General features: G+C 72.7%; 25 protein-coding genes. 14 read left to right on the top strand and 11 right to left on the bottom strand.

Translation table 11 applies throughout. From position 1 onward, the window contains the following. The 8 genes from E1286_RS34405 to E1286_RS34370 all read left to right on the top strand — a co-directional run. Window positions 1–832 (top strand): GNAT family N-acetyltransferase (locus E1286_RS34405; RefSeq protein WP_223190700.1); only part of this gene is annotated, 832 nt, incomplete at its 5' end. Continuing rightward, complete coding sequence (locus tag E1286_RS51505) at window positions 829–1878, top strand: lysophospholipid acyltransferase family protein (protein ID WP_132619271.1); 1050 nt, start codon at window positions 829–831, stop codon at window positions 1876–1878. The genes E1286_RS34405 and E1286_RS51505, both read left to right, overlap by 4 nt. 131 nt (window positions 1879–2009) lie before the next feature. Continuing rightward, complete coding sequence (locus E1286_RS34395; RefSeq protein ID WP_132619269.1) at window positions 2010–2273, top strand: WGxxGxxG family protein; 264 nt, start codon at window positions 2010–2012, stop codon at window positions 2271–2273. Between the two features lie 207 nt (window positions 2274–2480). Then, window positions 2481–3395, top strand: a complete 915-nt coding sequence (locus E1286_RS34390) for an ABC transporter ATP-binding protein (protein WP_132619267.1) — start codon at window positions 2481–2483, stop codon at window positions 3393–3395. Then, a complete protein-coding gene (locus E1286_RS34385; RefSeq protein WP_132619265.1) occupies window positions 3392–4198 on the top strand; it encodes an ABC transporter permease in 807 nt (268 codons plus the stop codon). The genes E1286_RS34390 and E1286_RS34385 overlap by 4 nt, the downstream gene beginning before the upstream one ends. Window positions 4199–4242: 44 nt before the next feature. Next, on the top strand, window positions 4243–4782 hold the full coding sequence (locus tag E1286_RS34380) for a DinB family protein (protein ID WP_132619263.1): 540 nt from the start codon (window positions 4243–4245) through the stop codon (window positions 4780–4782). Window positions 4783–4970: 188 nt separating this feature from the next. Continuing rightward, entirely contained in the window at window positions 4971–6263 is a 1293-nt protein-coding gene (locus tag E1286_RS34375; protein WP_132619261.1) for an FAD-binding oxidoreductase, read from the top strand. A gap of 68 nt (window positions 6264–6331) precedes the next feature. Then, window positions 6332–7357, top strand: a complete 1026-nt coding sequence (locus E1286_RS34370) for an ABC transporter substrate-binding protein (RefSeq protein ID WP_132619259.1) — start codon at window positions 6332–6334, stop codon at window positions 7355–7357. 29 nt (window positions 7358–7386) lie between these two features. Here the strand turns inward: E1286_RS34370 and E1286_RS34365 are convergent, their stop codons facing one another. Genes E1286_RS34365 through E1286_RS34340 form a run of 6 tightly spaced genes read right to left on the bottom strand, consistent with a single transcriptional unit; the run spans window position 7387 to window position 11940 of the window. Continuing rightward, a complete protein-coding gene (locus E1286_RS34365) occupies window positions 7387–7869 on the bottom strand; it encodes a metallophosphoesterase family protein (protein ID WP_132619257.1) in 483 nt (160 codons plus the stop codon). A gap of 4 nt (window positions 7870–7873) precedes the next feature. Continuing rightward, window positions 7874–8446 (bottom strand): GNAT family N-acetyltransferase, encoded by a 573-nt coding sequence (locus E1286_RS34360; protein WP_165970042.1) that lies wholly within the window; start codon window positions 8444–8446, stop codon window positions 7874–7876. After that, window positions 8419–9138, bottom strand: coding sequence for an SRPBCC family protein (locus tag E1286_RS34355; RefSeq protein WP_132619255.1), 720 nt, complete (start codon window positions 9136–9138; stop codon window positions 8419–8421). Before E1286_RS34355 ends, E1286_RS34360 begins: the two co-directional genes overlap by 28 nt. Window position 9139: 1 nt before the next feature. Continuing rightward, on the bottom strand, window positions 9140–9724 hold the full coding sequence (locus tag E1286_RS34350; protein ID WP_132619252.1) for an ArsR/SmtB family transcription factor: 585 nt from the start codon (window positions 9722–9724) through the stop codon (window positions 9140–9142). 31 nt (window positions 9725–9755) lie between these two features. Further along, entirely contained in the window at window positions 9756–10988 is a 1233-nt protein-coding gene (locus E1286_RS34345; protein ID WP_132619250.1) for an RNA polymerase sigma factor, read from the bottom strand. Window positions 10989–10992: 4 nt separating this feature from the next. Further along, entirely contained in the window at window positions 10993–11940 is a 948-nt protein-coding gene (locus E1286_RS34340) for a DUF2332 domain-containing protein (protein ID WP_132619248.1), read from the bottom strand. A 50-nt stretch (window positions 11941–11990) separates the two neighbouring features. Between E1286_RS34340 and E1286_RS34335 the strand changes: the two genes are divergently transcribed. Further along, a complete protein-coding gene (locus E1286_RS34335) occupies window positions 11991–12809 on the top strand; it encodes a nucleotidyltransferase domain-containing protein (RefSeq protein WP_223190696.1) in 819 nt (272 codons plus the stop codon). Between the two features lie 126 nt (window positions 12810–12935). Next, the gene (locus tag E1286_RS34330; protein WP_132619246.1) at window positions 12936–14354 is read left to right on the top strand and encodes a M20/M25/M40 family metallo-hydrolase; all 1419 of its coding nucleotides are present in this window, start codon (window positions 12936–12938) and stop codon (window positions 14352–14354) included. Between the two features lie 53 nt (window positions 14355–14407). On the opposite strand, the gene E1286_RS34325 is transcribed toward E1286_RS34330, so the two are convergent. Then, entirely contained in the window at window positions 14408–14809 is a 402-nt protein-coding gene (locus E1286_RS34325) for a DUF6223 family protein (RefSeq protein WP_132619244.1), read from the bottom strand. Between the two features lie 227 nt (window positions 14810–15036). On the opposite strand from E1286_RS34325, the gene E1286_RS34320 reads away from it, so the two are divergent. Further along, window positions 15037–16152, top strand: coding sequence for a sensor histidine kinase (locus tag E1286_RS34320; protein WP_132619242.1), 1116 nt, complete (start codon window positions 15037–15039; stop codon window positions 16150–16152). Beyond that, on the top strand, window positions 16149–16805 hold the full coding sequence (locus E1286_RS34315) for a response regulator (protein ID WP_132619240.1): 657 nt from the start codon (window positions 16149–16151) through the stop codon (window positions 16803–16805). Before E1286_RS34320 ends, E1286_RS34315 begins: the two co-directional genes overlap by 4 nt. A gap of 18 nt (window positions 16806–16823) precedes the next feature. Here E1286_RS34315 and E1286_RS34310 read toward each other — a convergent pair whose 3' ends face one another. Further along, on the bottom strand, window positions 16824–17534 hold the full coding sequence (locus tag E1286_RS34310) for an SDR family NAD(P)-dependent oxidoreductase (RefSeq protein ID WP_281282809.1): 711 nt from the start codon (window positions 17532–17534) through the stop codon (window positions 16824–16826). Between the two features lie 32 nt (window positions 17535–17566). Then, the gene (locus E1286_RS34305; protein ID WP_132619236.1) at window positions 17567–18151 is read right to left on the bottom strand and encodes a nucleosidase; all 585 of its coding nucleotides are present in this window, start codon (window positions 18149–18151) and stop codon (window positions 17567–17569) included. Window positions 18152–18322: 171 nt separating this feature from the next. On the opposite strand from E1286_RS34305, the gene fdhA reads away from it, so the two are divergent. Then, a complete protein-coding gene (gene fdhA / locus E1286_RS34300) occupies window positions 18323–19546 on the top strand; it encodes a formaldehyde dehydrogenase, glutathione-independent (RefSeq protein WP_132619234.1) in 1224 nt (407 codons plus the stop codon). A gap of 31 nt (window positions 19547–19577) precedes the next feature. On the opposite strand, the gene E1286_RS34295 is transcribed toward fdhA, so the two are convergent. Beyond that, on the bottom strand, window positions 19578–20351 hold the full coding sequence (locus E1286_RS34295) for a SigB/SigF/SigG family RNA polymerase sigma factor (RefSeq protein ID WP_132619232.1): 774 nt from the start codon (window positions 20349–20351) through the stop codon (window positions 19578–19580). Window positions 20352–20777: 426 nt separating this feature from the next. Between E1286_RS34295 and E1286_RS34290 the strand changes: the two genes are divergently transcribed. After that, entirely contained in the window at window positions 20778–21113 is a 336-nt protein-coding gene (locus E1286_RS34290; protein WP_132619231.1) for a hypothetical protein, read from the top strand. Window positions 21114–21142: 29 nt separating this feature from the next. Here the strand turns inward: E1286_RS34290 and E1286_RS34285 are convergent, their stop codons facing one another. Then, entirely contained in the window at window positions 21143–21787 is a 645-nt protein-coding gene (locus E1286_RS34285; RefSeq protein WP_132619229.1) for a response regulator transcription factor, read from the bottom strand. Between the last annotated feature and the right edge of the window lie 89 nt (window positions 21788–21876).

Below are 21876 nucleotides of genomic sequence, written 5' to 3'. Positions count from 1 at the left end.
CCCCCTCACACCGGGCCCCACCGCCACCGGTCCGGTCGGTACCGCCCCTGCCGGCCCCGTGCTCGGGCGCGACGGCTCCCTCGGGACCGGCCTGCTCGACACCGGTCCCCTGGGCGGCGGCCGTCTGGGTGACGGCCGCTACACCGTGGGTCTGGCCGTGAGCCCCGGCGACGTCCAGGCCGCCCAGCGGCTGCGGTACGCGGTCTTCGCCGACGAGATGGGAGCGCGGCTCGACAGCCCGGTCTCCGGCCTGGACGCCGACCGGTTCGACGCCTACTGCGATCATCTCGTCGTGCGCGAGGGCCGCGAGGTCGTCGGCACGTACCGGCTGCTGCCCCCCGGACGCGCCGAGCGGCTCTACGCCGACGCCGAGTTCGACCTGTCCGCCCTGGCACCGCTGCGCAAGGACCTGGTGGAGGCCGGCCGTACGTGCGTGCACCCCGACCACCGCGGCGGCACCGTGGTCGCGCTGATGTGGGCCGGGATCGCCCGCTACATGGCGGCCGGGGGCCACCGGTGGCTGGCGGGCTGCTGCTCGGTGCCACTCGACGACGGCGGCACGCTCGCCGCGGCCGTGGCCGGACGAGTGCCCCTGGGGCCCGAGGAGTACCGGGTGACGCCGCGCACGCCGTGGCGCTCCCGGCGCGCGGTGCCACCAGGACGGTTCGCCCCTCCCGCACTGCTGCGCGGTTACCTGCGACTCGGCTCGTGGGTGTGCGGGGCGCCGGCGCACGACCCCGACTTCGGCACGGCCGACTTCTTCGTCCTCCTCTCCATGGACCGCGTCAACCCCCGCTACCTCCGTTACTTCCTCGCCGGAGCCGCCCAATGACGGCGGTTCCGCACGTTCTCGGGAGTGGGCCGCACGTCGGCGCGGTCGAGCCCGCCCCGGCCACAGCCGGCGCTCACGTGATCCCCGGGGCTGTCCCGGCGGGAGCCAACCCGTGGCGGCCGCTGGGGCCCTGTACGCCCGCCGCCTGCGTGCGGGCCCCTGCCGCCGCCGCGGGGCCGTGCCTCCGCGCCGCCCGCATCGTGGCGGCGTCGCTCGTGGTGCTCGCGGGCGTGCCGGTCGCGCTTGCCTGTCGTGCCGCGTCCCTTCCAGTCCGCGCCCGGGCCACCGGCGCGTGGGCCCGCCTCCTCCTCCACGTCCTCGGCATCCGCCTCGACGTCACAGCTGAGGCAGTGGGTGGAGGCACGCGGCCGGCCGGCGATGCAAGGGCAGGCGCCGGTGGCAGCCGACTGCTGGGAGCCGGTGGCGCGGGCGGCGGGGGAGTGGCGGAGAGAGGTGAGGCGGGGACCCTGGTGGTGGCCAATCATGTGTCCTGGCTGGACCCGCTGGTGCTCGCGGCCGTTGTGCCGTCGCGGCCGCTGGCCAAGCGGGAGGTCGGCCGGTGGCCGGTGGTCCGGACGCTGGTGGCGGGAGCGGGGGCGCTGCTCATCGAACGGGACCGGCTGTCCGCGCTGCCGCAGGCCGTGGCCGCCGTCGCAGGCGCGCTGGCCGGCGGCGACACGGTGATCGCCTTCCCGGAGGGGACCACGTGGTGCGGGCGCGGTATGGGGCGCTTCCGGCCCGCCGTGTTCCAGGCGGCGATCGACGCGGGCGCCACCGTACGCCCGGTCGCGCTGCGCTACCGCGAGGGCCCGGCGCTCTCCACCCGCGCCTCGTTCGTGGGCGACGACCCGCTGCTCGCCTCCGTCCTGCGGGTGGCCACCACCCGCGGCCTCGTCGCCGAGGTACGGCTGCTCACCCCCGTACGCCCGGCCCATGCGGCGCCGCGCACGCGGGCCCGTGCGGAACTCGCCCGGATCGCCGAGGCCCGGGTACGCGCGGGCCTGCGCGCCCGGTACGGCGACCGGCCGCGGGGAGAAGGCGTTTGATGCTCCAGGACGATGGTAGGGGCGTAGTCAGCAGGGGAAATGGAGATCGCCCCGCTAACGGGAGCCTTCCACCGTGAAGGCGTGAGAAGGCGGTCTCCGCGGTTGAGAGACCGCCGGATCGGGGGAACCCAATGCGCAAGACCCTGACAGGACTGGGCCTCGCGTTCTTCTTGACGCTAGTCCCGACCGCAGCCGCGACGGCCGAAACACCGGCAGATACCGTCGCGCAGACCCAGGTCACACCGGCACCGCAGCCACGGGACGATGGTGGCGGCAACGCCGGCCTGTGGGGCCTGCTCGGCCTGCTAGGCCTCCTAGGCCTCGCCGGCATGCGCAAGCAGCGCCATCAGGTCGGAACCGCCGAACACGTCACGCACCGCGGCCCGCGCCCGTAGCGGGGCCGGCCCCGGCCACCGGCCGGGGTGACTTCCAAGGTGACACGGCTGCCCACAGGGTCAGCCGTGTCACGCGTGGGGTGACGGCCCACCCGAAGGCCACAGAGCCGCGAGTCGCGCCGGCGCGCGTGTACGACCACGGGCAGACGCGGAAGTTCCGACCGTGGTCAGACGCGCCGGCAGGGGCGAGTCCGTCACCGTGTTCAGGTGATCGAAGTACGAGAGCTGACCAAACGATACGGCTCGACGCTCGCCCTGGACCGGCTGTCCTTCCAAGCCCGTCCCGGCCGGGTGACCGGCTTCCTGGGGCCCAACGGCGCGGGAAAATCCACCACCTTGCGGGTCATCGTCGGCCTGCACCACGCGACGTCCGGCGTGGCCCTGGTCAACGGGCGCCGATACGCGGACATCAGCCGACCGCTCCACGCGGTGGGCGCGCTGCTCGACACCGGTGCCGTGCACCCGGGCCGCACCGCGTTCGACCAGCTCGCCTGCCTGGCCCGTAGCCACCGCATCGGCTCCGCGAGGATCACGACGCTGCTGGAGCAGGTGGGGCTGCGAGACGTGGCGCACAAGCGCGTCGGGGGTTTCTCGCTCGGCATGCGGCAGCGGCTGGGCATCGCGGCGGCACTGCTGGGCGATCCCGGCGTCGTCCTGCTGGACGAGCCGGTGAACGGCCTGGACGCCGAGGGCATCCGCTGGGTGCGGGACCTGATGCGCACGCTCGCCTCGCAAGGCCGGACGGTCCTGCTGTCCAGTCATGTGATGAGCGAGATGGCGCTGATCGCCGACCACGTCCTCATCATCGGACGGGGCAGATTGATCGCCGAGACCTCGATGGAGGGCCTCGCCAGGCGCTTCCGCCGCGACGTCCTGGTCCGGTCCCCGAGGCGACACGAGCTGGGCAGGATCCTGCGGGCCGCCGGCGCGTCGGTGGCGTTCGAGCCGCAGGGCGCCCTCGCGGTGACGGGCGCCGACCCGGCCACGATCGGCGATCTCGCCGCCGGGCATCACATCCCGATCCACGAGCTGACGCCGCGCGGCGCCACGCTCGAGGACATCTACCTCGACATGACCGGCCAGGCCGCCGATCACCGCGCGGGCGGCGGAGGAAGCCGATGACCGCCATACCGCCGGCGGGGGAGCGCGCCGCGTCGATGAAGGACGTCGCCGCGGCCGAATGGCTCAAGCTCCGGACGATGCGCTCCACCTGGGCGATCTGGGCCGGAGCGGCCGCGTACACCGTGGTCGGCCTGGTCGTCATCATGATGCACATCGGCTCCTACGACCACGCGCCGCCGGCGGAGCAGGCGACATTCGAGAGCGCCGACCCGGCCGTCACCGTCATGCCGATCGTGGCGTTCTTCATCGGTTGTCTCGGTGCTCTGGCCATCACCACCGAGTTCTCGACCGGCTCCATCGGTCCCAGCCTGGTCGCGGTCCCTCGGCGGCGGACGCTGCTGGCCGCCAAGACCGTGGTGGTCGCGTGCGCCTCGTTCGCCAGTGGCGCGCTGTTCGCGGGACTGTCACAGATCGCCGTCCTGTTCCTCCTGGGCGACCGGCCCCCGCCGGTCAATCCCTGGGCCAACTGGTGGGACGCGGTCCCCACCGCGGCCGGCACGGCCTTGGTCACCCTTGTCGCGGGCCTGGTGGCGCTGGGCCTCGGAGCGGTCCTGCGGTCGACGGCCGCGACGGTGGCGGTGGTCGGCGCGCTCACCGTGGTGATGCCGAGTTTTGCGCATTTCCTGCCGGAGCCCCTCCACCTGCGGGTCGCCTCGGTGCTGATCCCCAACCTCGCTCCCCAGGTCGCGGGCGCCGAGTCGGCGTATCTGCTGTCGCCTCCCGCGGCTCTGGCGGTCCTGGCGTTCTATGTGGTCGTGGCGCTGGCGGCGGGAGCACTCTGTCTCTGCCGCCGGGACGCGTGAACCGAAGAGGTCACGGTCGGCACGGCGTTCTAGATTGACCGGCCATGACCGACATCGACGAGCACGGCCGTCCCGAGCCCCCGCTCGCCGCAGGCGAGCTCGACACCCTCCTGGGCTTCCTCGACTTCCAGCGGGCCACCCTGGAGTGGAAGTGCGCGGGGCTGGACGCCGCCGGGCTCGACTCCACGGTCGGCAAGTCGTCCATGACGCTCGGCGGCATGCTGAAGCATCTCGCGTGGGTCGAGGACCACTGGTTCACCCGCTGGCTGCACGGCCGCCCCATGGGAGCGCCGTGGGACGCGGCCGACTGGGAGGCCGACCGCGACTGGGAGTGGCACTCCGCCGCCGGCGACTCACCCGAGTACCTGCGCGCCCTGTGGGGAGAGGCCGTCGCCCGCTCCCGCGCGGCGGTCGCCGAGGCGCTCGCCGACGGCGGCCTCGACCGCATGGCGCGGCACAGCTGGCCGGACGGCCGCTCCGTCAACCTGCGCTGGATCCTCACCCACATGATCGAGGAGTACGCCCGCCACAACGGCCACGCCGACCTCGTCCGCGAGTCGCTGGACGGCCAGACCGGCGAATGACATCCGGCCCTGCCTACACCCGGCGGCGTAGCGGAAGCAGCGACGCCGGGCGGATGCCCGTGCCCGCGTACGGCCTGATCCTGGAGTCCTCGCCAGGGCTTAAGGGGCGGCGTAAGTCGGTCTGAACGAGGTCGTAAGCGCCCTTGAGCACAGTGATTCCAGATCACCGGACAGAAGGGCGCGAAGACATGAGCCAGCCGTACACCCTCCAGGACGACATCCGCCTCCCGAGCTTCACCGGGATCGTGCACCGGCCGGGCGATCCCGGCTACGACGAGTCCCGCCGCTCGCTGAACCCCTCGGTCGACGCCCGCCCGGCGCTGGTCGCCGAGGCGTACGGGGTGGAGGACCTGCGAGCGGCGCTGCTCGCGGCCCGCGCCCACGGTGTGCCGTTCGCGGTCCAGGCGACCGGCCACGGCACGCACACCGCCTGCGACGGCGGCGTCCTGGTCAGAACGTCCCCGATGGCGTCGGTGCTGGTGGACCCGATCCGCAGGATCGCCCGGGTGGGGCCGGGCGCCCGCTGGGCCGAGGTGATCGCTGCCGCCGCACCGTTCGGGCTGGCGCCGCTGTCGGGCTCGGCGCCCTCCGTGGGCGTCACCGGCTACACGCTCGGCGGCGGGCTCGGCTGGCTGGCGCGCCGGCACGGCTTCGCCGCCGACAGCGTGGTGCGGGCCGACGTCCTGCTGGCCGACGGCCGGCACGTCACGGCGAGCGCCTCCAGCCACCCCGAGCTGTTCTGGGCGCTGCGCGGCGGCGGGGGCGGGTTCGGCGTGGTGACCGCGCTGGAGTTCCGGCTGTACCCGGTCGCGCAGGTGTTCTCCGGGTTCGCGTACTTCCCCGTCGAGAGGGCGGCCGAGACCCTGGCGGCGTACCGGACGTGGATCGACGACGCCCCCGACGACCTCAGCACCGCCCTGGTGCTCAGGCGCATGCCCGCCGACGCGCCCGAGCAGGTCCGCGACCGCCACGTGCTGATGCTCAAGGTCGTGCACGCGGGCGACGCCGCCGAGGCGCGCCGGCTGCTCGCGCCGCTGTGGCGGGCCGCAGGACCGGCGCTGCTGGACGAGACCCGCACCACCGCGTACGCCGCCACGGCCATGGGCGGCACCCCCAACCGGCACATGGACATGTTCGACACCGTCCCCGAAGCGCTGATCGACATCCTGCTGCGGGCCGCCGAGCGGGCGCAGACGGTGGAGATCCGGCACTGGGGCGGAGCCATGGGCCGGCCGGGACCGGACGCGGGCCCGGTCAGCCACCGCTCGACCCGGCTGTCGGTCATCGTGGACACCCCGGTGCCGGGGCTGGCCGAGGAGCTGCGGCCGTACGCGAACGGCGGGACGTTCCTCAACTTCCTGGCCGACCCGTCCCGGACGGCGGCGGCCTACACGACGGGGGACCTGCGCCGGCTGCGCGAGGTCAAGCGGGCCTACGACCCGGACGGCTTCTTCCGCCTCGGTCACGTCGTCTCGGTGTGAAAGGGTCTTTCGGGTTAGGTAAGGCTAATCTAATATGCCGGGATAAACCTGCGCATAGAGGAGAGACCATGGCCCGTGTCCCGCGACGTACCCTCGCCGTCCTCGGCGCCGCCGTCCTGTTAGGGGCGGGCGCCTGCGGCACCACGGACGCGCCGCCCTCGGGAACGGCCGCCTCCTCCTCCGCGCAAGGGCCCTGGACCTGGACCGACGACCGCGGCAAGCAGATCTCCGTGCCGCAGCGCCCGCAGCGCGTGGTCGCCCAGTCCGGTGCCGCGGCCGCCCTCTGGGACTTCGGCGTGCGTCCCGTCGCCGTCTTCGGCCCGCACCGCCTCAAGGGCGGTGGCCGCGACCCCGAGGTGGGCGAGGTCGACATCGCGAAGGTCGAGTCGATCGGCAACGTGTGGGGCGAGTTCAACGTCGAGAAGTACGCCTCGCTCCAGCCCGACCTCCTCGTGGCCGGCATGTACCAGAAGGACACCCTCTGGTACGTCCCCCCGGAGTCGGCCGAGGCCGTCGACCAGATCGCCCCGACGGTGGGCGTGCAGCTCAGCGGCAGGCCCCTGGTCGACATCATCGAGAAATACGGCGAGCTGGCCGCCGCGCTCGGCGCCGACCCGGAGGCCGCCCCCGTGGTGGCGGCCGAGAAGCGTTTCGAGGACGCGAGCGCGGCCCTCAAGACCCTCGCCGCCGAGCGCCCCGGCCTCTCGGTGATGATCGTCACCGGCACGCCCGAGTCGCTGTACGTCGCGTACCTGCCCGACCACCCCGACATCGCGTACTGGGGGGAGCTCGGCCTGAACATCGTCTACCCGGAGAGGCCCACCGAGAGCGAGGGTGGCTTCTGGGAGGTGCTGAGCTGGGAGAACGCCGACAAGTACCAGGCCGACATGATCCTCGTGGACGCCCGCGCGCAGTCGATGAAGATCGAGGAGATGGCGGGGAAGCCGACCTGGGCCCGGCTGCCGGCCGTCAAGGCCGGTCAGCTCTACCCGTGGCACGCCGCCGAGCGCTACAGCTACCTCGGCTACGCCCAGGTCATGGAGGAGCTCAAGACCAACCTGGAGAAGTCACGCGACGACGTCGTCTCCGAGTGAGACGTCACGTGACGCCTCCGCGCGAGACGTCAGGTGACCGGGACGATCTCCGCTCGCGCGAGGACGCCGTCCTCGACGGTGAGCAGGCCGATCGTGCCGTGCGGCTGGCGGCGGCGGTCGGTGGGGGAGCCGGGGTTGAAGATGCGCAGGCCCTCGCCCGACTCGTCGAGCGGGATGTGCGAGTGACCGAAGACGACCAGGTCCGCGTGCGGGAACCGGCGCCGCATGCGGGCCAGGCGGCCCTTCGCCGGGCCGCTGTCGTGGATCATGCCGACCCGCAGGCCGTCGAGGGTCAGCTCCAGCGTCTCCGGCGCCTCGACGTCGGGACCGTCGTTGTTGCCCTTGACGACGTGCACGGGCGCGTACGCGGCCAGCTCCGCCAGCACGGACGGCACGCAGACGTCGCCGGCGTGCAGGATGACGTCCGCGCCGCGCAGGTGCTCGGCCACGCGCGGCGGGCACGAGCGCCAGCGCCTGGGCGCGTGCGTGTCGGACAGGGCGACCACTCTCACCCCGTCACCCCTGCCCACCGGACGCCGGCGCTCCCACCTCGTCCCTGAGCAGCGACCCGACCCAGGCGTCCACCCGGACGCCGCGGTGGACCAGCCGGCCGCGCAGCGTCCCCTCGATCGTGAACCCCGCCTTCTCGGCGACCCGCCGCGAGGCCGTGTTCCCGACCTCGGCCCGCCACTCGATCAGGTCCAGCGGGCGGGCGGCGAAGGCCCACCGGCACGCGGCGCGTACCGACTCCGTCGCCACCCCGCGCCCCCGCGCCCGCGGATCGACCCAGTAGCCGATCTCGGCCGTGCCGTCCTCCCGCAGCCCCAGGCCGACCCTCCCGAGCCGTTCCCCCGTGCCGGCGTCCGCCGCCAGGAACTCCAGCCGACGTCCGTCGCGCCAGCCGTCGATGGCGAGGCTCTCGACGAAGAAGGCGGCGTGTTCCGGCAGGTACGGCGACGGCACGCCGACGTAGTGCAGCACCGCCGGATCACGCGAGACCTCGTACACCCAGGGGATGTCGTCCGGGGTGAAGCGCCGCAGGGTCAGCCGCCCGGCGTCGATCACGGCGCGTACAGGTCGTCCAGCCACGCCTTCCAGCGCGGACCCTCGCCGGCCGCGTCGCCGAAGAGCGCGTGGGCGGCGATCATGGTGCCGTCGAAGCCTTGGAGGAAGCGGTAGAGGGCGTCGCCGGAGCGGATGCCGAGAGTCTGGGCGTTGCGGTGGTAGACGACGCCCTCGACGGAGCCGGGGCCGAAGCGCACACGGTCGCCGGGGGAGGGCGGGCCGCCCAGGGCGGCGTGCAGCCTCTCCCAGGCGCGCGGCCAGTCGCTCACCGGCGGGCCGAACTCGGTGACCGGCGTCGCCGTGCGGCCCGCGAAGTGCGTCAGGTATTCGACCAGCGTCGCGAAGTACACCTCCAGGCCCCTGGACATGGCCTCGAACTCGTCCTGCCAGTCGTCGTCCGGCAGGAACCCGCTGGTCACCATGCGCACGAGCGTGCTGCCGCGGTCGCGGCCCTCGATCATGAACTCGTACGCCACGAAACGCCCGTCGTCGCCCCGCTCGCTGGTGTGGGCGAAGCGCTTGAGCGGCTCCGTCTCGGTCACCGTGGACGCGGGCATCTCGACCGGCCCGAACGCGGTGCGCACAACTCCTTCGGCGACCTCGCTGCGGCCCATGAACCACGAGTCGATGCCGGGCCCGGTCGTGATGGCCTCCCACACCTCCTCGAGGGTCGCGCCGACCTCGGCCTCCTGGGGGAGCTCGAACTCCTGCCCCACGTCAGCGCTCCTTCACGGCGGGGTGGACGGCGACGACCAGGCGATGGTCGCGCCCGCCTTCAGCGGACTCGTCATGATATTTGCTGACCAGGGCGGTCACGCACTGCGTCAGCTCCTCCGCGAACGCGGCCCGGTCCGCCGCCGACGCGAAGCGCACCTCGCCGTCGAGGGCGAACGTCGCCACCCGCTTCTGCGCCTTGGCCGCTCCGGTGAGGAGGGTGCCGACGTCGCGTACGAGCTGGGCGGCCAGCGCCAGCAACCAGCGCGCCGACAGCCGATCGGGCGAACGCCCCGGGTCGGGCTGCACGGACGCGAGCGCCGTCGGGGAGATCACGAAGGACGCGGCCGTGGCCTGCATCACCCGCTCGGTGACGTTGCCCTTCTTGCGCTCCTCGACCAGCTCCACCAGGCCGTGTCTCTCCAGCGTGCGCAGATGGTAGTTGACCTTCTGCCTGGCCAGCCCGACCTTGGCCGCCAGGGACGTGGCCGAGCCCGGCTCCACCAGCTCGGCCAGCAGTTTCGACCGCATGGGGTCGAGCGACGCCTCGGCCGCCGCCGGGTCCTCGATCACCGCGACTTCGTGCATGACAGCACGATCGCACCGAACAAAAAAGTTGTCAAGATAGCCTGGACGCCCGCTCCTCCAGGTAGCGCTGCTCCGGCAGGCTCGTCGTCAGCCGCGCCGCCTCGCGGTAGGCGGCCACCGCCGCCGCCTCGTCACCCGCCATCTCCAGCAGATGAGCCCGTACGGAGACCAGCCGGTGGTGGTGCGCCATGCGCGCGTCGGCGGCCAGGTCGTCGAGCCGCTCGATCCCGGCCCGCGGGCCGTGCACCATGGCCACCGCCACCGCCTGGTTGAGCCGGACCACCGGGTTGTCCTCGATCGCCGCCAGCACGTCGTACAGCGCCAGGATCTGCGCCCAGTCGGTCTTCCCGGCCGTGGGCGCCTCGTCGTGCACCGCCGCGATGGCCGCCTGCAGCTGGTACGGGCCCACCGCCGAGCTGGACAGCGCCCCGGTGACCAGCGCGACACCCTCCTCGACGAGCGCGCGGTCCCACAGACCGCGGTCCTGCTCGGCCAGCGGGATCAGCCGCCCGTCGGGGCCGGTGCGGGCGGGCCGGCGCGCCTCGGTGAGCAGCATGAGCGCCAGCAGCCCCGCGACCTCGCCGTCGTCCGGCAGCAGCCGGTGCACGGCGCGGGCCAGCCGGATCGCCTCCCGGGTCAGCTCCGGCCGGTGCAGGTCGGGCCCGGACGTGGCGGTGTAGCCCTCGTTGAAGATCAGATACAGGACGTGGAGCACCACCCGCAGCCGCTCGGCCCGCTCGCTCTCCGGCGGCATCCCGAACGTCGCCCCGGCCGCCTTGACGCGCTGCTTGGCCCGGCTGATGCGCTGCGCCATCGTCGCCTCCGGCACCAGGAACGCCCCGGCGATCTGGGCCGTGGTCAGCCCGCCCACGGCCCGCAGCGTGAGCGCGAGCTGCGAGGGCGGCGACAACGCGGGATGGCAGCACAGGAACAGTAGCGTCAGCGTGTCGTCCCGGTCGCCGTGGCGCTCGTCGCCGGGCGCGGGCGCCACGAACGCGTCGGCCGGCACGCTCACCGCCACGCTCTCCTCGCGGCGCCGGCGCGCGTGCTCGCTGCGTACGTGGTCGACGACCCGGCGGGAGGCGACCGTGATCAGCCAGGCCCGCGGGTTGTCCGGCAGGCCGTCACGGGGCCACTGGACGGCGGCGTCGAGCATCGCCTCCTGGACGGCGTCCTCGCAGGCGTCGAACTGCTCGTAGCGGCGCACGAGCGTGCCCAGCACCCGCGGCACCAGCTCACGCAGCAGGCCTTCGACGTCGGTCACCGGCTCATCCTAGAAGGGGACCGAACCAGATCAGCTCCTGACCGTGCTGCCGGGTCCAGGCCAGCGGCCTGCCGTCGAGGGCGAGGAGGTGGTAGAGCGCTTCGCCGCGCGGCTCCGGCATCCCGGCGTGGGGCAGCACGGCCGGCGCCTCGTTGGCGATCCAGTGGCCGGGCAGGCGGCGTACGAGCTCGGTGAACTCCGCCCGCCTGGGCGGCGGCACGTGGTACAGCACCGAGCTGTGGAACACCACCAGCGTCGCCTCCGCCGGGGCCCGCGCGGCGAGGGCGGGCAGGTCGTCGACCAGGTCGCCGCGCACGAGCAGCGGCGGGTCCGCCGCGGCGATGGCCGCCGCCGCGCGCAGCCGGGCGCGACGGTGGGCGTGTTCCGGCCAGATGAGGGCGTCGAGCCAGGCGAGGTCGGCCGGATCGGTCACGTCGAGCGGGTTCAGGTCGAGGCCGGCCCGCCACACCACGCGCGGCAGGACGGCGGGCGGGGCCAGGCCGGTGAGCCGGCAGTCGAGGACCGGATCGCCGGCGCCGACCAGGTGGTCGCCGTAGCGATAGGCGTACCGGTCGGGATAGAGGCACAGCCCCGCCGACGCGCCCACCTCCAGCAGCGCCAGCGGCTGCGGCAGCGCGGTGAGCGCCGGCAGCAGCACGGCGCAACGCCCGGCCTCGTTCGTCTGGGTGACCCGGGCGCGGATCTCGGCCTCCACCCGCGCCCAGTGCGTCAGCGCGTAGTCGCGGAAGGCCGCCGGGTCCTCGACCGGGCCGCCGAGCAGCCGGACGACGCCGAAGAGCAGGTTGGGCTGCCGCTTGGCCGGCGGGAGCGTGCCGAGCCTGGCCAGCAGCGCGGCGTCGCGCGACACCGCGAACGCCAGCCGTTCGTAGGTGGGCGACACCCCGTGCGCCTCCCGCACGGCGAACTCGGCGTACGTCGAAGCCGTCGTCATACCCCCATGGTCCCAGCCTCGTCTCCGCGAACCGGTCTAGGCTCGAGGTCGTGCCTGAACCCGATCTTGACGCGATCGCCGCGCGGCTCGCCGCGGTGCCCGGGGTGGTGGCCGTGGCGCTGGGCGGCAGCCGGGCCCGGGGCACCCACCGGCCCGACTCCGACATCGACCTCGGCCTCTACTACCGGGGCCGGCTCGCCGTCGCGGAGTTGCGGGCGCTGGCCAGGGACCTGACCGGCGAGGACACCGACGTGACGGAGCCGGGCGGCTGGGGACCGTGGGTGGACGGCGGCGGCTGGCTCACCGTGGACGGGTGGCGCGTCGACTGGATCTACCGCGACCTCGACCGGGTGCGCCGCGTCTGGCACGACTGCCGGGAGGGCCGCTACGAGATCGGCTTCCAGGTCGGCCATCCGCTCGGCTTCTACTCCCACGCCTACGCCGGGGAGGTGGCCCTGTGCCGGGTGCTCGCCGATCCCTCCGGCGAGCTGACCGCCCTGCGCGCGCAGGCCGCGCGCTATCCGCCCGCGCTGCGGGAGGCCCTGGTCAGAGGCCTGTGGGAGAGCGACTTCGCCGTGGCCACGGCGAGGTACGCGGCGGCCGGTCGCGACCCGGCGTACGCCGCGGCGACGCTGTTCCGCGCGCTCGGCGTGGCCTGCCACGCCCTGCACGCGGCCGACGGCGCCTGGCTCATCAACGAGAAGGGCATGATCGCGTCGGCCGGCCGGTTGCCGTCGGCTCCGGAGGGGTTCGGCGAGCGGGCGCAGGCGCTGCTCGCGGCGATCGGGGGCACCCCGGAGGAGATCGGCCGCACCATCGACGCCGCCACCGCCCTCATCGCGGAGGTCCGCGCCGCCTGCACCCGTTGAGACGCGTTTTCCATAAACGCAGGAGAATGCTTATTTGACGTAATTTGTCAAGTGATCTGGACGGCCCCTGTTCGGGCGCATATTTTCGGGGAGCCGGCATTTCGGCACCCTCGTAAAAGGAGCCCCATGAACGATCAGCCTTCCCACGACCAGGGACTCACCCGGCGGCGGGCGCTCGCGGGAGCGGCGGCCATCGGCAGCACCCCGTTCGTCATCGGAGCGGCCCCCGCGGCGTCGGCGACGACCGGCCGCGACGGCCGGGAACCCACCGCCGACTTACGCCGCATGTTGCGCGAGATCAGCGCAGCCAACATCAGGCGGACGGTCATGAAGCTCGTCTCGTTCGGCACCCGCAACACCCTCTCCGCGCAGGACGACACCACCCGCGGCATCGGCGCCGCCAGAGACTGGCTGTTCGAGGAGTTCAAGAAGGCCGCGGCGCCGTCCGGTGGCCGGATGACCGTGGAGCTGCAGACGTTCGTGCAGCCGGCCCAGCCGCCGCGGTACCCGCAGCCGACGCCGGTCACCAACGTCGTGGCGACGTTGCGCGGCGTCCAGTCCGAGTCGGCCGGCCGCACCTACGTGGTGAGCGGCCACTACGACTCGATGCCCACCCGGGTCGCCGACTTCCAGAGCGACGCGCCGGGCGCCAACGACGACGCCTCCGGCGTGGCCGCCGTGCTGGAGATGGCCAGGGTGATGGCGACGCGGACGTTCGACGCGACCATCGTCTTCATGGCCGTCGCCGGCGAGGAGCAGGGCCTGTGGGGCTCCACCTACTTCGCCGAGCAGGCCAAACAGCAGAACGTCAACATCGCCGGCATGTTCACGAACGACATCATCGGCAGCTCCGTCGGTCAGAACGGCATCCGCGACCCGTACACGGTGCGGATCTTCGCCGAGGGGCTGGCGGAGACCCCGTCGGCGGCCGAGGCCGACTGGCGGCGGTTCGGCGGCGGCGAGACCGAGTCGGCCGCCCGCCAGCTCGCGCGGTTCGTCAAGGAGGTCGCCGAGAACGACGCGACCCGCATGAAGGTGAAGATGATCTACCGCCGCGACCGGTTCGGGCGGGGCGGCGACCACATGCCGTTCCTGGAGCGGGGGTATGCGGCGGCGCGGTTCACCGAGACCAACGAGGACTGGCGCCACCAGCACCAGGACGTCCGCGTCGAGGACGGCGTGCAGTTCGGTGACCTGCCGGAATACTGCGACTTCGACTACATCGCCCGGGTCGCCCGGGTGAACGCCATCTCGCTCGCCTCGCTGGCACTCGCTCCCGCCGCGCCGGCCGGCGCCGTGATGGACTCGGGCGGCTTCGACACCGACACCACGCTCACCTGGATCGCCAACACCGAGCCCGATGTGGCCGGCTACGAGGTCGTGATGCGGGCGACGACGGATCCGGAATGGACGAAGACCATCGAGGTCGGCGACGTCACCACGGTCACCCTGAAGAACCTCTTCAAGGACAACCATTTCTTCGGCGTACGGGCGGTCGACAAGTCGGGCAACCGCAGTCCGGTGAGTTTCCCCGGCCGCGCCTGAGAGAACCGGCGATTTCACCCTGGAAAAAATTCCAGGGTGAAATCGATTGAGTTTCACGGCCTTTTCCCGCCGGCGGCCGCCTCGCGGCGGGAACGGGCCAGAGTGAGCCCGCCGAGTGCCATGGCGATCAGCCCCACCACCACGGCCACGAAGCCCCCGACGATTCCGTAGCCGGTGCCGGGGCCGCCCTCGGCGGCGGCCACGACCACGCCGCCCACGACCGCGCCGGCCAGCCCTGCCGCCACTGCCACGAAGGCGCCCTTCCTCCGGGTGCCGTTGCCGGTGCGACCGGCGGAGCGGGCCAGGGCCAGCCCGCCGACGGCCGCGCCGGCCAGCCCCAGCAGCGCGGCGGCGAAGGACCAGAGACGCCCGGCACTCATGGCGTAAGCACCGGCGGGGTCCAGCTGGACCGAGGCCAGCGCTGCTTCTGTCACCAGAACGAATCGGACGGACATGAGGTGCTCCTTCTCCTGCGACTTCTCCTGCGACTGGACGTGACTTGAGCATGTCCGCCGGCCCCGCCGTCCGTCGTCCGGCAGGTGTGGGCACTTCGTGCTGCCGCCGATGCCGCAGCCGGCTGCCGCGGGCGCCGCAGGAGGCGCGAGAGTACCGCGCGTGCGGTATCCGGCCGATACTCCGCGCGCAGGAGTCGCCCGGGCGGACATCCGGATAATGTGCGCGCATGAGCACTCGGTGGTCCGGGGTCAGCGACTGGCTGATCGCCGTCGGCGTGGCGGCGACGCTGCTGGTCACCGGGCTGTCCGGGCCGCACTCCGCCACGTACCCCGACCTGTTCGGCTACGCGTCGCTGGTGGCCGGCGGCCTGGTGCTGGCCGCGCGCCGCCGGGCTCCGGTCGCCGTGCTGGCCGTCACCGGGCTGTGCGCGGTGGGTCACCAGGCGGCCGGCTTCGACGTGCCCGCCGTCGCGTACCTGGTCGCGGTGTACACCGCCGTGCGGGCGGGACACCGCGCCGTCACGGTGGTGGCGAGCGTGGCCATGCTGGCCCTGCTTCCCCTCGCGGCCATGGCCTCCGGACTGCACGACACGGGCGAGGCGTTCGCGCAGGCCCGGGGCGCGCTCGAGCTGGCCTGGCTGATCGCGGCCGGCGCCGCGGGCGAAGCGCTGCGGCAGGCCGAGCGGCGGGCGGAGGAGGCGGAACGCACGCGGGAGGAGACGGCGCGGCGCCGTGCCGACGAGGAGCGGCTGCACATCGCGCGGGAGCTGCACGATTCGCTCACCCATCAGATCTCGATCGTCAAGGTGCAGGCCGAAGTCGCCGTCCACGTGGCCCGCAGGCGCGGCGAACACGTGCCGGAGGCACTGCTCGCGATCCAGGAAGCCGGACGTGAGGCCGCCCGGGAGCTGCGCGCGACCCTGCAGGCGCTGCGCGACGACGACACGACCCCGCCGCGTGGGCTCGACGACGTCCCGGAGCTGGTGGAACGCGCCCGCGCCATCGGCCTGGACGCGACGCTGACGATCGAAGGGCGGCGACCCGACGTGCCGGCCGCGGTGAGCCGGACCGTCTATCGCATCGTCCAGGAGTCGCTCACCAACGTTGCCCGGCATGCCGCCGCCGCCACCGCGTCCGTCCGGATCGACTGCCGCCCGGACTCCGTCGCGATCCGCGTCGACGACGACGGCAAGGCCACGCCGGACACCGTCGCCGTGCCCGGCGTCGGGCTGCTCGGGATGCGCGAACGCGTCACCGCCTTGGGCGGCCGCCTGCGCGCGGAGCCGCGCGGCGAGGGAGGCTTCACCGTCCAGGCCGAACTCCCCGTGGAGCGGACGCCGTGATCCGTGTCCTGCTGGTCGACGACCAGCCGCTGCTGCGCAGCGGATTCCGCGCGCTCCTCGACCTCGAGGCCGACATCGAGGTGGTGGCCGAGGCCGGCGACGGCCTGGAGGGCCTGACCCTGGTCAGGAGACATCTGCCCGACGTCGCTCTCCTCGACATCCAGATGCCGGTCGTCGACGGCATCGAGGCGACCCGGCGCATCGCCGCCGACCCGGCCCTGGCCGGGGTGCACGTCGTCATCCTGACCAACTACGGCTTCGACGAATACGTCTTCGACGCGCTGCGCGCCGGCGCGGCCGGATTCCTGGTCAAGGACATCGTGCCGGAAGACTTCCTGCACGCCGTACGCGTCGCCGCGCGCGGCGACGCCCTGCTCGCCCCGTCGATCACCCGCAAGCTCATCGACAGGTACGTCACCCAGCCGGTCGGCACCGGCGCCGGGCTGGAAGAGCTGACCAACCGCGAACGCGAGGCCGTCGCCCTGGTCGCGCGGGGCCTGTCCAACGACCAGATCGCGGACCACATGGTGATCAGCCCGCTGACCGCGAAAACGCACATCAACCGCGCCATGGGCAAGCTCCGCGCCCGCGACCGCGCTCAGCTCGTGGTCTTCGCCTACGAATCCGGCCTGGTGGTCCCGCCCGGCTCCTGACAGCTTCGCCGGTGGCCGCTACCAGGGCTCCGGGCCGTCCGCGCTGAAGAACCCGGCGGTCGGTCCGTCCGCGTCGAGCGTGGCCAGGCCTGCCACGACCGCGGCGCCCTGCGCGGGGGTGAGGAACCCGGTGTGGTTGTTGATCTCCGTGTCGACGAAGCCGGGGTCGGCCGCGTTGACCAGGAAGCCGTCCTTGCGCAACTCGTTGGCGTACTGCACGGTCAGCGCGTTCAGGGCGGTCTTGGACGGCGAGTACGCGGCGGAGGACACCAGGCTCGCCAGCGGGCCGTCCGGATCGCCGGCGATGGTCAGCGATCCGGCGGAGCTGCTCACGTTGACGATGCGCGGCGCCGGCGACCGCCGCAGCAGCGGCAGCATGGCGTTGGTCACCGCGATCACCCCGAAGACGTTCGTCTCGAACACCTCCCGGACCATGTCCAGATCGACGGAGCTCGGGATCTGGTCGACGGCGTCCTCGGGCGAGACCTGCCCGGAGCCGGTGATGCCGGCGTTGTTGACCAGCACGTCGAGATGGCCGAAGCGCTCCTCGGCCAGCCTCGCCGCCTGCTCGACGGTGGCCGGGTCGGTGACGTCCAGGGCGACCGCGTGCGCGACGCCGCCGGTCGCCCGCACCGCCGCGGCGGCCTCCTCGCCGCGGCGCGGGTCCCTGGCGCTGATGAGGACCGTCATGCCCAGCGCGGCGAGCCGCTCGGCGGTCGCGCGGCCGATGCGCCTGCCGGGCGGGCTGGACCGCCCAGGGTTCAGGCGTAGTGCGGGACGTTCTGGGCGGCCCAGCCGGCGAGGACGTCCGCGCAGTCGGCGATGCTCTCCCGCCAGCTCTTCGCCGCCCCCTCGCCGGCGTCGTCGCTGACGTGCTTGACGATGCGCAGCGGCACGCCGGCCTGGTGGGCGGCCGTCGCCAGGGCGTAGCCCTCCATGTCGACCAGCTGCGCGTGCTCCGCCAGGCGGGCGCGCGCGGCCTCGTCGGCGATGAAGGAGTCGCCGGTGGCCAGGGTCGCGCCGCCGGCCTCGGGGAGCGTCAGGGGAGCGCCGTAGACGTCGCCGGTGAGGGTCTGCAGGATCGCGCTGTCCAGGTCGTGCTGCATGACCGTGCCGACGAGGTGCGTGCCGGTCCAGCCCGGACGCAGGGCGCCCGCGGTGCCGAGGTTGACGACGAGCGACGGCAGCGGGCCGCCGGCGAGCGCCGCCGCCAGCGCGGTCGCGGCGTTGACCTTGCCCATCCCGGTCAGCAGGACGGGCAGGGACGTATCGAGGAACTGTGCCTCTTCCTTGACCGCCAGCACGAGCAGAGGACGGTCACTGGAGATCTGTCCGGTGAGTTGCATGGGCAGTACAGTACGCACCCACACAAATCCCTAAATTTCGGGATAACCCTAAGCTCGTGCCGAATTGTGCAATCCGGGCAAATTATCCACTCAGAGTACAATCGGGGAGCAAGGCATGAACAGGCCATCGGATGACTCCGGTGCGGATGACCGTACGAGAGAAGGTGCGTCATGCCTGAGAACAGGGGTGTTGTCTACGAGGGTCCGGGCAAGGTGGAGGTCCGCGAAGTCGGCTATCCCGACTTCGAGCTCAAGGACGGTCCGGGCGTCAATCCGGCCAACGTGGGACGCAAACTCCCGCACGCGGCGATCATCAAGACCGTCGCGACCAACATCTGCGGCAGCGACCAGCACATGGTCCGCGGCCGTACCACCGCCCCGCACGGGCTGGTGCTCGGTCACGAGATCACCGGCGAGGTGATCGAGACCGGTCCCGATGTCGAATACATCAAGACCGGCGACCTGGTGTCCGTGCCGTTCAACATTTCCTGCGGACGCTGCCGTAATTGCAAGGCACGCAAGACCGACATCTGCGAGAACGTCAACCCCGACCGGCCCGGCTCGGCGTACGGCTACGTCGACATGGGCGGCTGGGTCGGCGGTCAGGCCGACTTCGCGCTGGTCCCCTACGCCGACTGGAACCTGCTGAAGTTCCCGGACAAGGACCAGGCCATGGAGAAGATGCTCGACCTGGCCATGCTCGCGGACATCTTCCCGACCGGGTTCCACGGCTGCGTGTCGGCGGGCGTGCAGCCGGGCTCCACGGTGTACGTCGCCGGCGCCGGCCCGGTGGGGCTGGCCGCGGCCGCCTCGGCGTTCCTGCTCGGGGCCGCCGTCGTCATCGTCGGCGACCTCAACAAGCAGCGGCTCGAACAGGCCCGCAGCTTCGGCTGCGAGACCGTGGACGTGTCGCAGGGCGCCCCGGAGGACCAGATCGAGCAGATCCTCGGCGTGCCCGAGGTCGACTGCGCCGTCGACGCCGTGGGCTTCGAGGCCCGCGGCCACGGGCGCGACTCCGGCCAGGAGCAGCCGGCGACCGTGCTCAACTCGCTCATGGGCCTGACCAGGGCGGGCGGTGCGCTCGGCATCCCCGGCCTGTACGTCACCGGCGACCCGGGAGCGCACGACGAGGCCGCCAAGCACGGCTCGCTGTCGCTGCGGCTGGGCCTCGGCTGGTCGAAGTCGCTCGCCTTCACCACCGGCCAGTGCCCGGTCATGAAGTACAACCGCCAGCTGATGATGGCGATCCTGCACGACCGGGTGCAGATCGCCAAGGCCGTCAACGCCACGTCGATCCCGCTGGAGATGGCCCCGCAGGGCTACCACGAGTTCGACGAGGGCGCCGCGCGCAAGTACGTGCTCGACCCGCACGGCATGCTCACCAAGGCCGCCTGACGGTGATCCGTCCGGGTGGCCGGGCGACCGGTCACTCGGACAGGGCCGTGCGCAGCTTGGCGAGCACGGACCGCAGGATGCGGGAGACGTGCATCTGGGAGATGCCGAACTCCTTGGCGATCTCCGACTGCGTCATGTTGCCGTAGAAGCGCATCAGGAGGATGTTCTTCTCGCGGTGCGGCAGGGCGTCGATGAGCGGCTTGACCGCGTGCTTGTCCAGCAGCGTGTTGAGCGACTCGTCCTGCGCCGGGAGGAAGTCGCTGAGCTCGGCCGCGTCGTCGTCGCCGCCGGTGACGGGCGCGTCCAGCGACAGCGCGGAGTACGCGGTCGACGCTTCGAGGGAGAGCAGCACGTCCTCTTCCGAGATGCCCATCTTCGCGGCCAGCTCGGCCACGGTGGGGGAATGGCCGAGGGTCTGGGTGAGCTCGGCGGTGGCCTTGTTGAGCTCGATGCGGCGTTCCTGGTAGACGCGCGGGACGCGTACCGCCCAGGTGCGGTCGCGGAAGTGCCGCTTGACCTCGCCCATCATGGTGATCATCGCGTAGCCCCTGAACTCGTGGCCCAGGGTGGGGTCGTAGCCGTTGACGGCCTTCATCAGGCCGACGTAGGCCGCCTGGCGCAGGTCCTCCATCGGCTCGCCGCGGTAGCGGTAGCGCCGGGTGACCTCTGCCACGAGCCCTTCGTGCATCTGCACCAGGCGTTCGCGGATGCGTTCGGCCTCCAGCTCGGAGACGCCGGGGTCGGCCAGGTCGGCGAGGAGTTCTTCGGCGGTGAGCTGCTCGAGTTCGACGGTAAGGACGGACATTGCTGCTCCCGTAAGGTGCGGCGGCCTCCGCCCATGAGAAAAAGCCCAGGCAGAGGCACGCGTTTGTTGCGCGTGAACGAAGCCCTCTGCTGGACTTCACGATCAAGCATTCCCCTGTGCCGGGAAGATTCACCTCCATAAGGTCACAAAAAGATTACGAAGCCAATATCCACCGCTGGAGAAGCCGCGCCCGTCTCCTCGGAGAGGACCTGACAGGGCGGCGCATCAGCCGGTCGGCGCCGCGACGTGGCCCGGCTGACGTCGCGGGCCGGGCAAACGCTCGCCGGGTCAAAGATCGGCCGGATCCGGGTAAAGGTGTGCCCGGACGGGCGACAGGAGCCGCCTTCGGGGCGGGGGGCGTCTCTAGACTCCCGGCCCATAACGCATCCGTACCACGTCATGGGCACCGCCCGGGGAGTCGGCCCAATGATCACGGTAGTCATCTTCGGCCTCCTGGCCATCTGCGCCCTCGAGATCGTGCTCGGCCTCGTCCTGGCCGGCCTCGCGGTCGCGGAACTCGCCACCTACCTCCGCCGTCATCCGCAGGGTCCCGCGGGCGGCGTACGGCAGCTGGCCACGTCCGCGCGGGCCATCTGGCCCGCCGCCCGGCGGGTCCTCGCCCGGCGTACGGGAACCCGCCTGGTCCGGTGGCGGCGCCGGCCCGCCCCGGGGAGCACCTCGGGCCCGGCCGTCCGCCGGCCCGCCGCCGCCCGAGGCGCCCGGCCACGCCCCCCGCGCCAGGACCGCACCCGCCTGCGCTGACCGGCGGCAGGGCGCCAGGGCGCCAGGGTTCAGATCAGGCCGGCCTGGAGGGCGAGCAGGCCCGCCTGGGTGCGGTTGGCCAGGCCGAGCTTGTCCAGCAGGCGCGAGACATAGCTCTTGACCGTGGTCTCCGACAGGAACAGGCGGGCCGCGATCTCGCCGTTGGTCAGGCCCTCACCGAGGCAGCCGAGCACGTCGCGCTCGCGGTCGCTCAGCGCGGCCACCTTGGCGCGCACGGCCTGGCGGGCGTCGTCCGTGCGCGCCGAGCGCGAGACGAGGTGGCGGGCCGCCGACGGTGACAGCACGGTGTGGCCCTGGGCCGCGACCTTGACGAGGTCGAGCAGGTCCTCCGGCGGCGTGGACTTCACCAGGAAGCCGCCGGCTCCCGCCTCCAGCGCCCTCAGGACGTGGGCGTCGGAGTCGAACGTGGTCAGCGCGACCACCACCGGCGGGGTACTCAACCTGGTGATCTCGGCGGTTGCGGTGATGCCGTCCACGCCCGGCATCCTGATGTCCATCAGGACGACGTCGGGGGCCGTACGCAGCACCGCTTCCACCGCCTCCGCCCCGTCCTCGGCCTCCGCCACCACCTGGATCTCGCCTGCCGAGGCGAGGATCGTCCGGAGATGCCGGCGGACCATGGGGTCGTCGTCGGCCACGAGCACCTTGATCATGTCGCCTCCCGTCCGTGCCGGCCGGCAGGGACATCCTGCCCGCCGGCGATGTCCTGCCCGGTCTCCGTGGGGACGGCGGCGGGGAGGGT

The sequence above is a fragment of the Nonomuraea terrae genome (assembly GCF_004348995.1).
Classification (GTDB): domain Bacteria; phylum Actinomycetota; class Actinomycetes; order Streptosporangiales; family Streptosporangiaceae; genus Nonomuraea; species Nonomuraea terrae.
Note: the sequence above shows the minus strand (reverse complement) of the source record. Positions and strands in the feature narration are given on the sequence as shown.

Bases quoted from the DNA above. Each gene is read 5' to 3' on its own strand.
- E1286_RS51505 (WP_132619271.1), top strand. From the start codon at position 829: ATGACGGCGGTTCCGCACGTTCTCGGGAGTGGGCCGCACGTCGGCGCG.
- E1286_RS34395 (WP_132619269.1), top strand. From the start codon at position 2,010: ATGCGCAAGACCCTGACAGGACTGGGCCTCGCGTTCTTCTTGACGCTA.
- E1286_RS34385 (WP_132619265.1), top strand. From the start codon at position 3,392: ATGACCGCCATACCGCCGGCGGGGGAGCGCGCCGCGTCGATGAAGGAC.
- E1286_RS34380 (WP_132619263.1), top strand. From the start codon at position 4,243: ATGACCGACATCGACGAGCACGGCCGTCCCGAGCCCCCGCTCGCCGCA.
- E1286_RS34375 (WP_132619261.1), top strand. From the start codon at position 4,971: ATGAGCCAGCCGTACACCCTCCAGGACGACATCCGCCTCCCGAGCTTC.
- E1286_RS34370 (WP_132619259.1), top strand. From the start codon at position 6,332: ATGGCCCGTGTCCCGCGACGTACCCTCGCCGTCCTCGGCGCCGCCGTC.
- E1286_RS34350 (WP_132619252.1), bottom strand. From the start codon at position 9,724: ATGCACGAAGTCGCGGTGATCGAGGACCCGGCGGCGGCCGAGGCGTCG.
- E1286_RS34340 (WP_132619248.1), bottom strand. From the start codon at position 11,940: ATGACGACGGCTTCGACGTACGCCGAGTTCGCCGTGCGGGAGGCGCAC.
- E1286_RS34330 (WP_132619246.1), top strand. From the start codon at position 12,936: ATGAACGATCAGCCTTCCCACGACCAGGGACTCACCCGGCGGCGGGCG.
- E1286_RS34325 (WP_132619244.1), bottom strand. From the start codon at position 14,809: ATGTCCGTCCGATTCGTTCTGGTGACAGAAGCAGCGCTGGCCTCGGTC.
- E1286_RS34320 (WP_132619242.1), top strand. From the start codon at position 15,037: ATGAGCACTCGGTGGTCCGGGGTCAGCGACTGGCTGATCGCCGTCGGC.
- E1286_RS34305 (WP_132619236.1), bottom strand. From the start codon at position 18,151: ATGCAACTCACCGGACAGATCTCCAGTGACCGTCCTCTGCTCGTGCTG.
- fdhA (WP_132619234.1), top strand. From the start codon at position 18,323: ATGCCTGAGAACAGGGGTGTTGTCTACGAGGGTCCGGGCAAGGTGGAG.
- E1286_RS34295 (WP_132619232.1), bottom strand. From the start codon at position 20,351: ATGTCCGTCCTTACCGTCGAACTCGAGCAGCTCACCGCCGAAGAACTC.
- E1286_RS34290 (WP_132619231.1), top strand. From the start codon at position 20,778: ATGATCACGGTAGTCATCTTCGGCCTCCTGGCCATCTGCGCCCTCGAG.
- E1286_RS34285 (WP_132619229.1), bottom strand. From the start codon at position 21,787: ATGATCAAGGTGCTCGTGGCCGACGACGACCCCATGGTCCGCCGGCAT.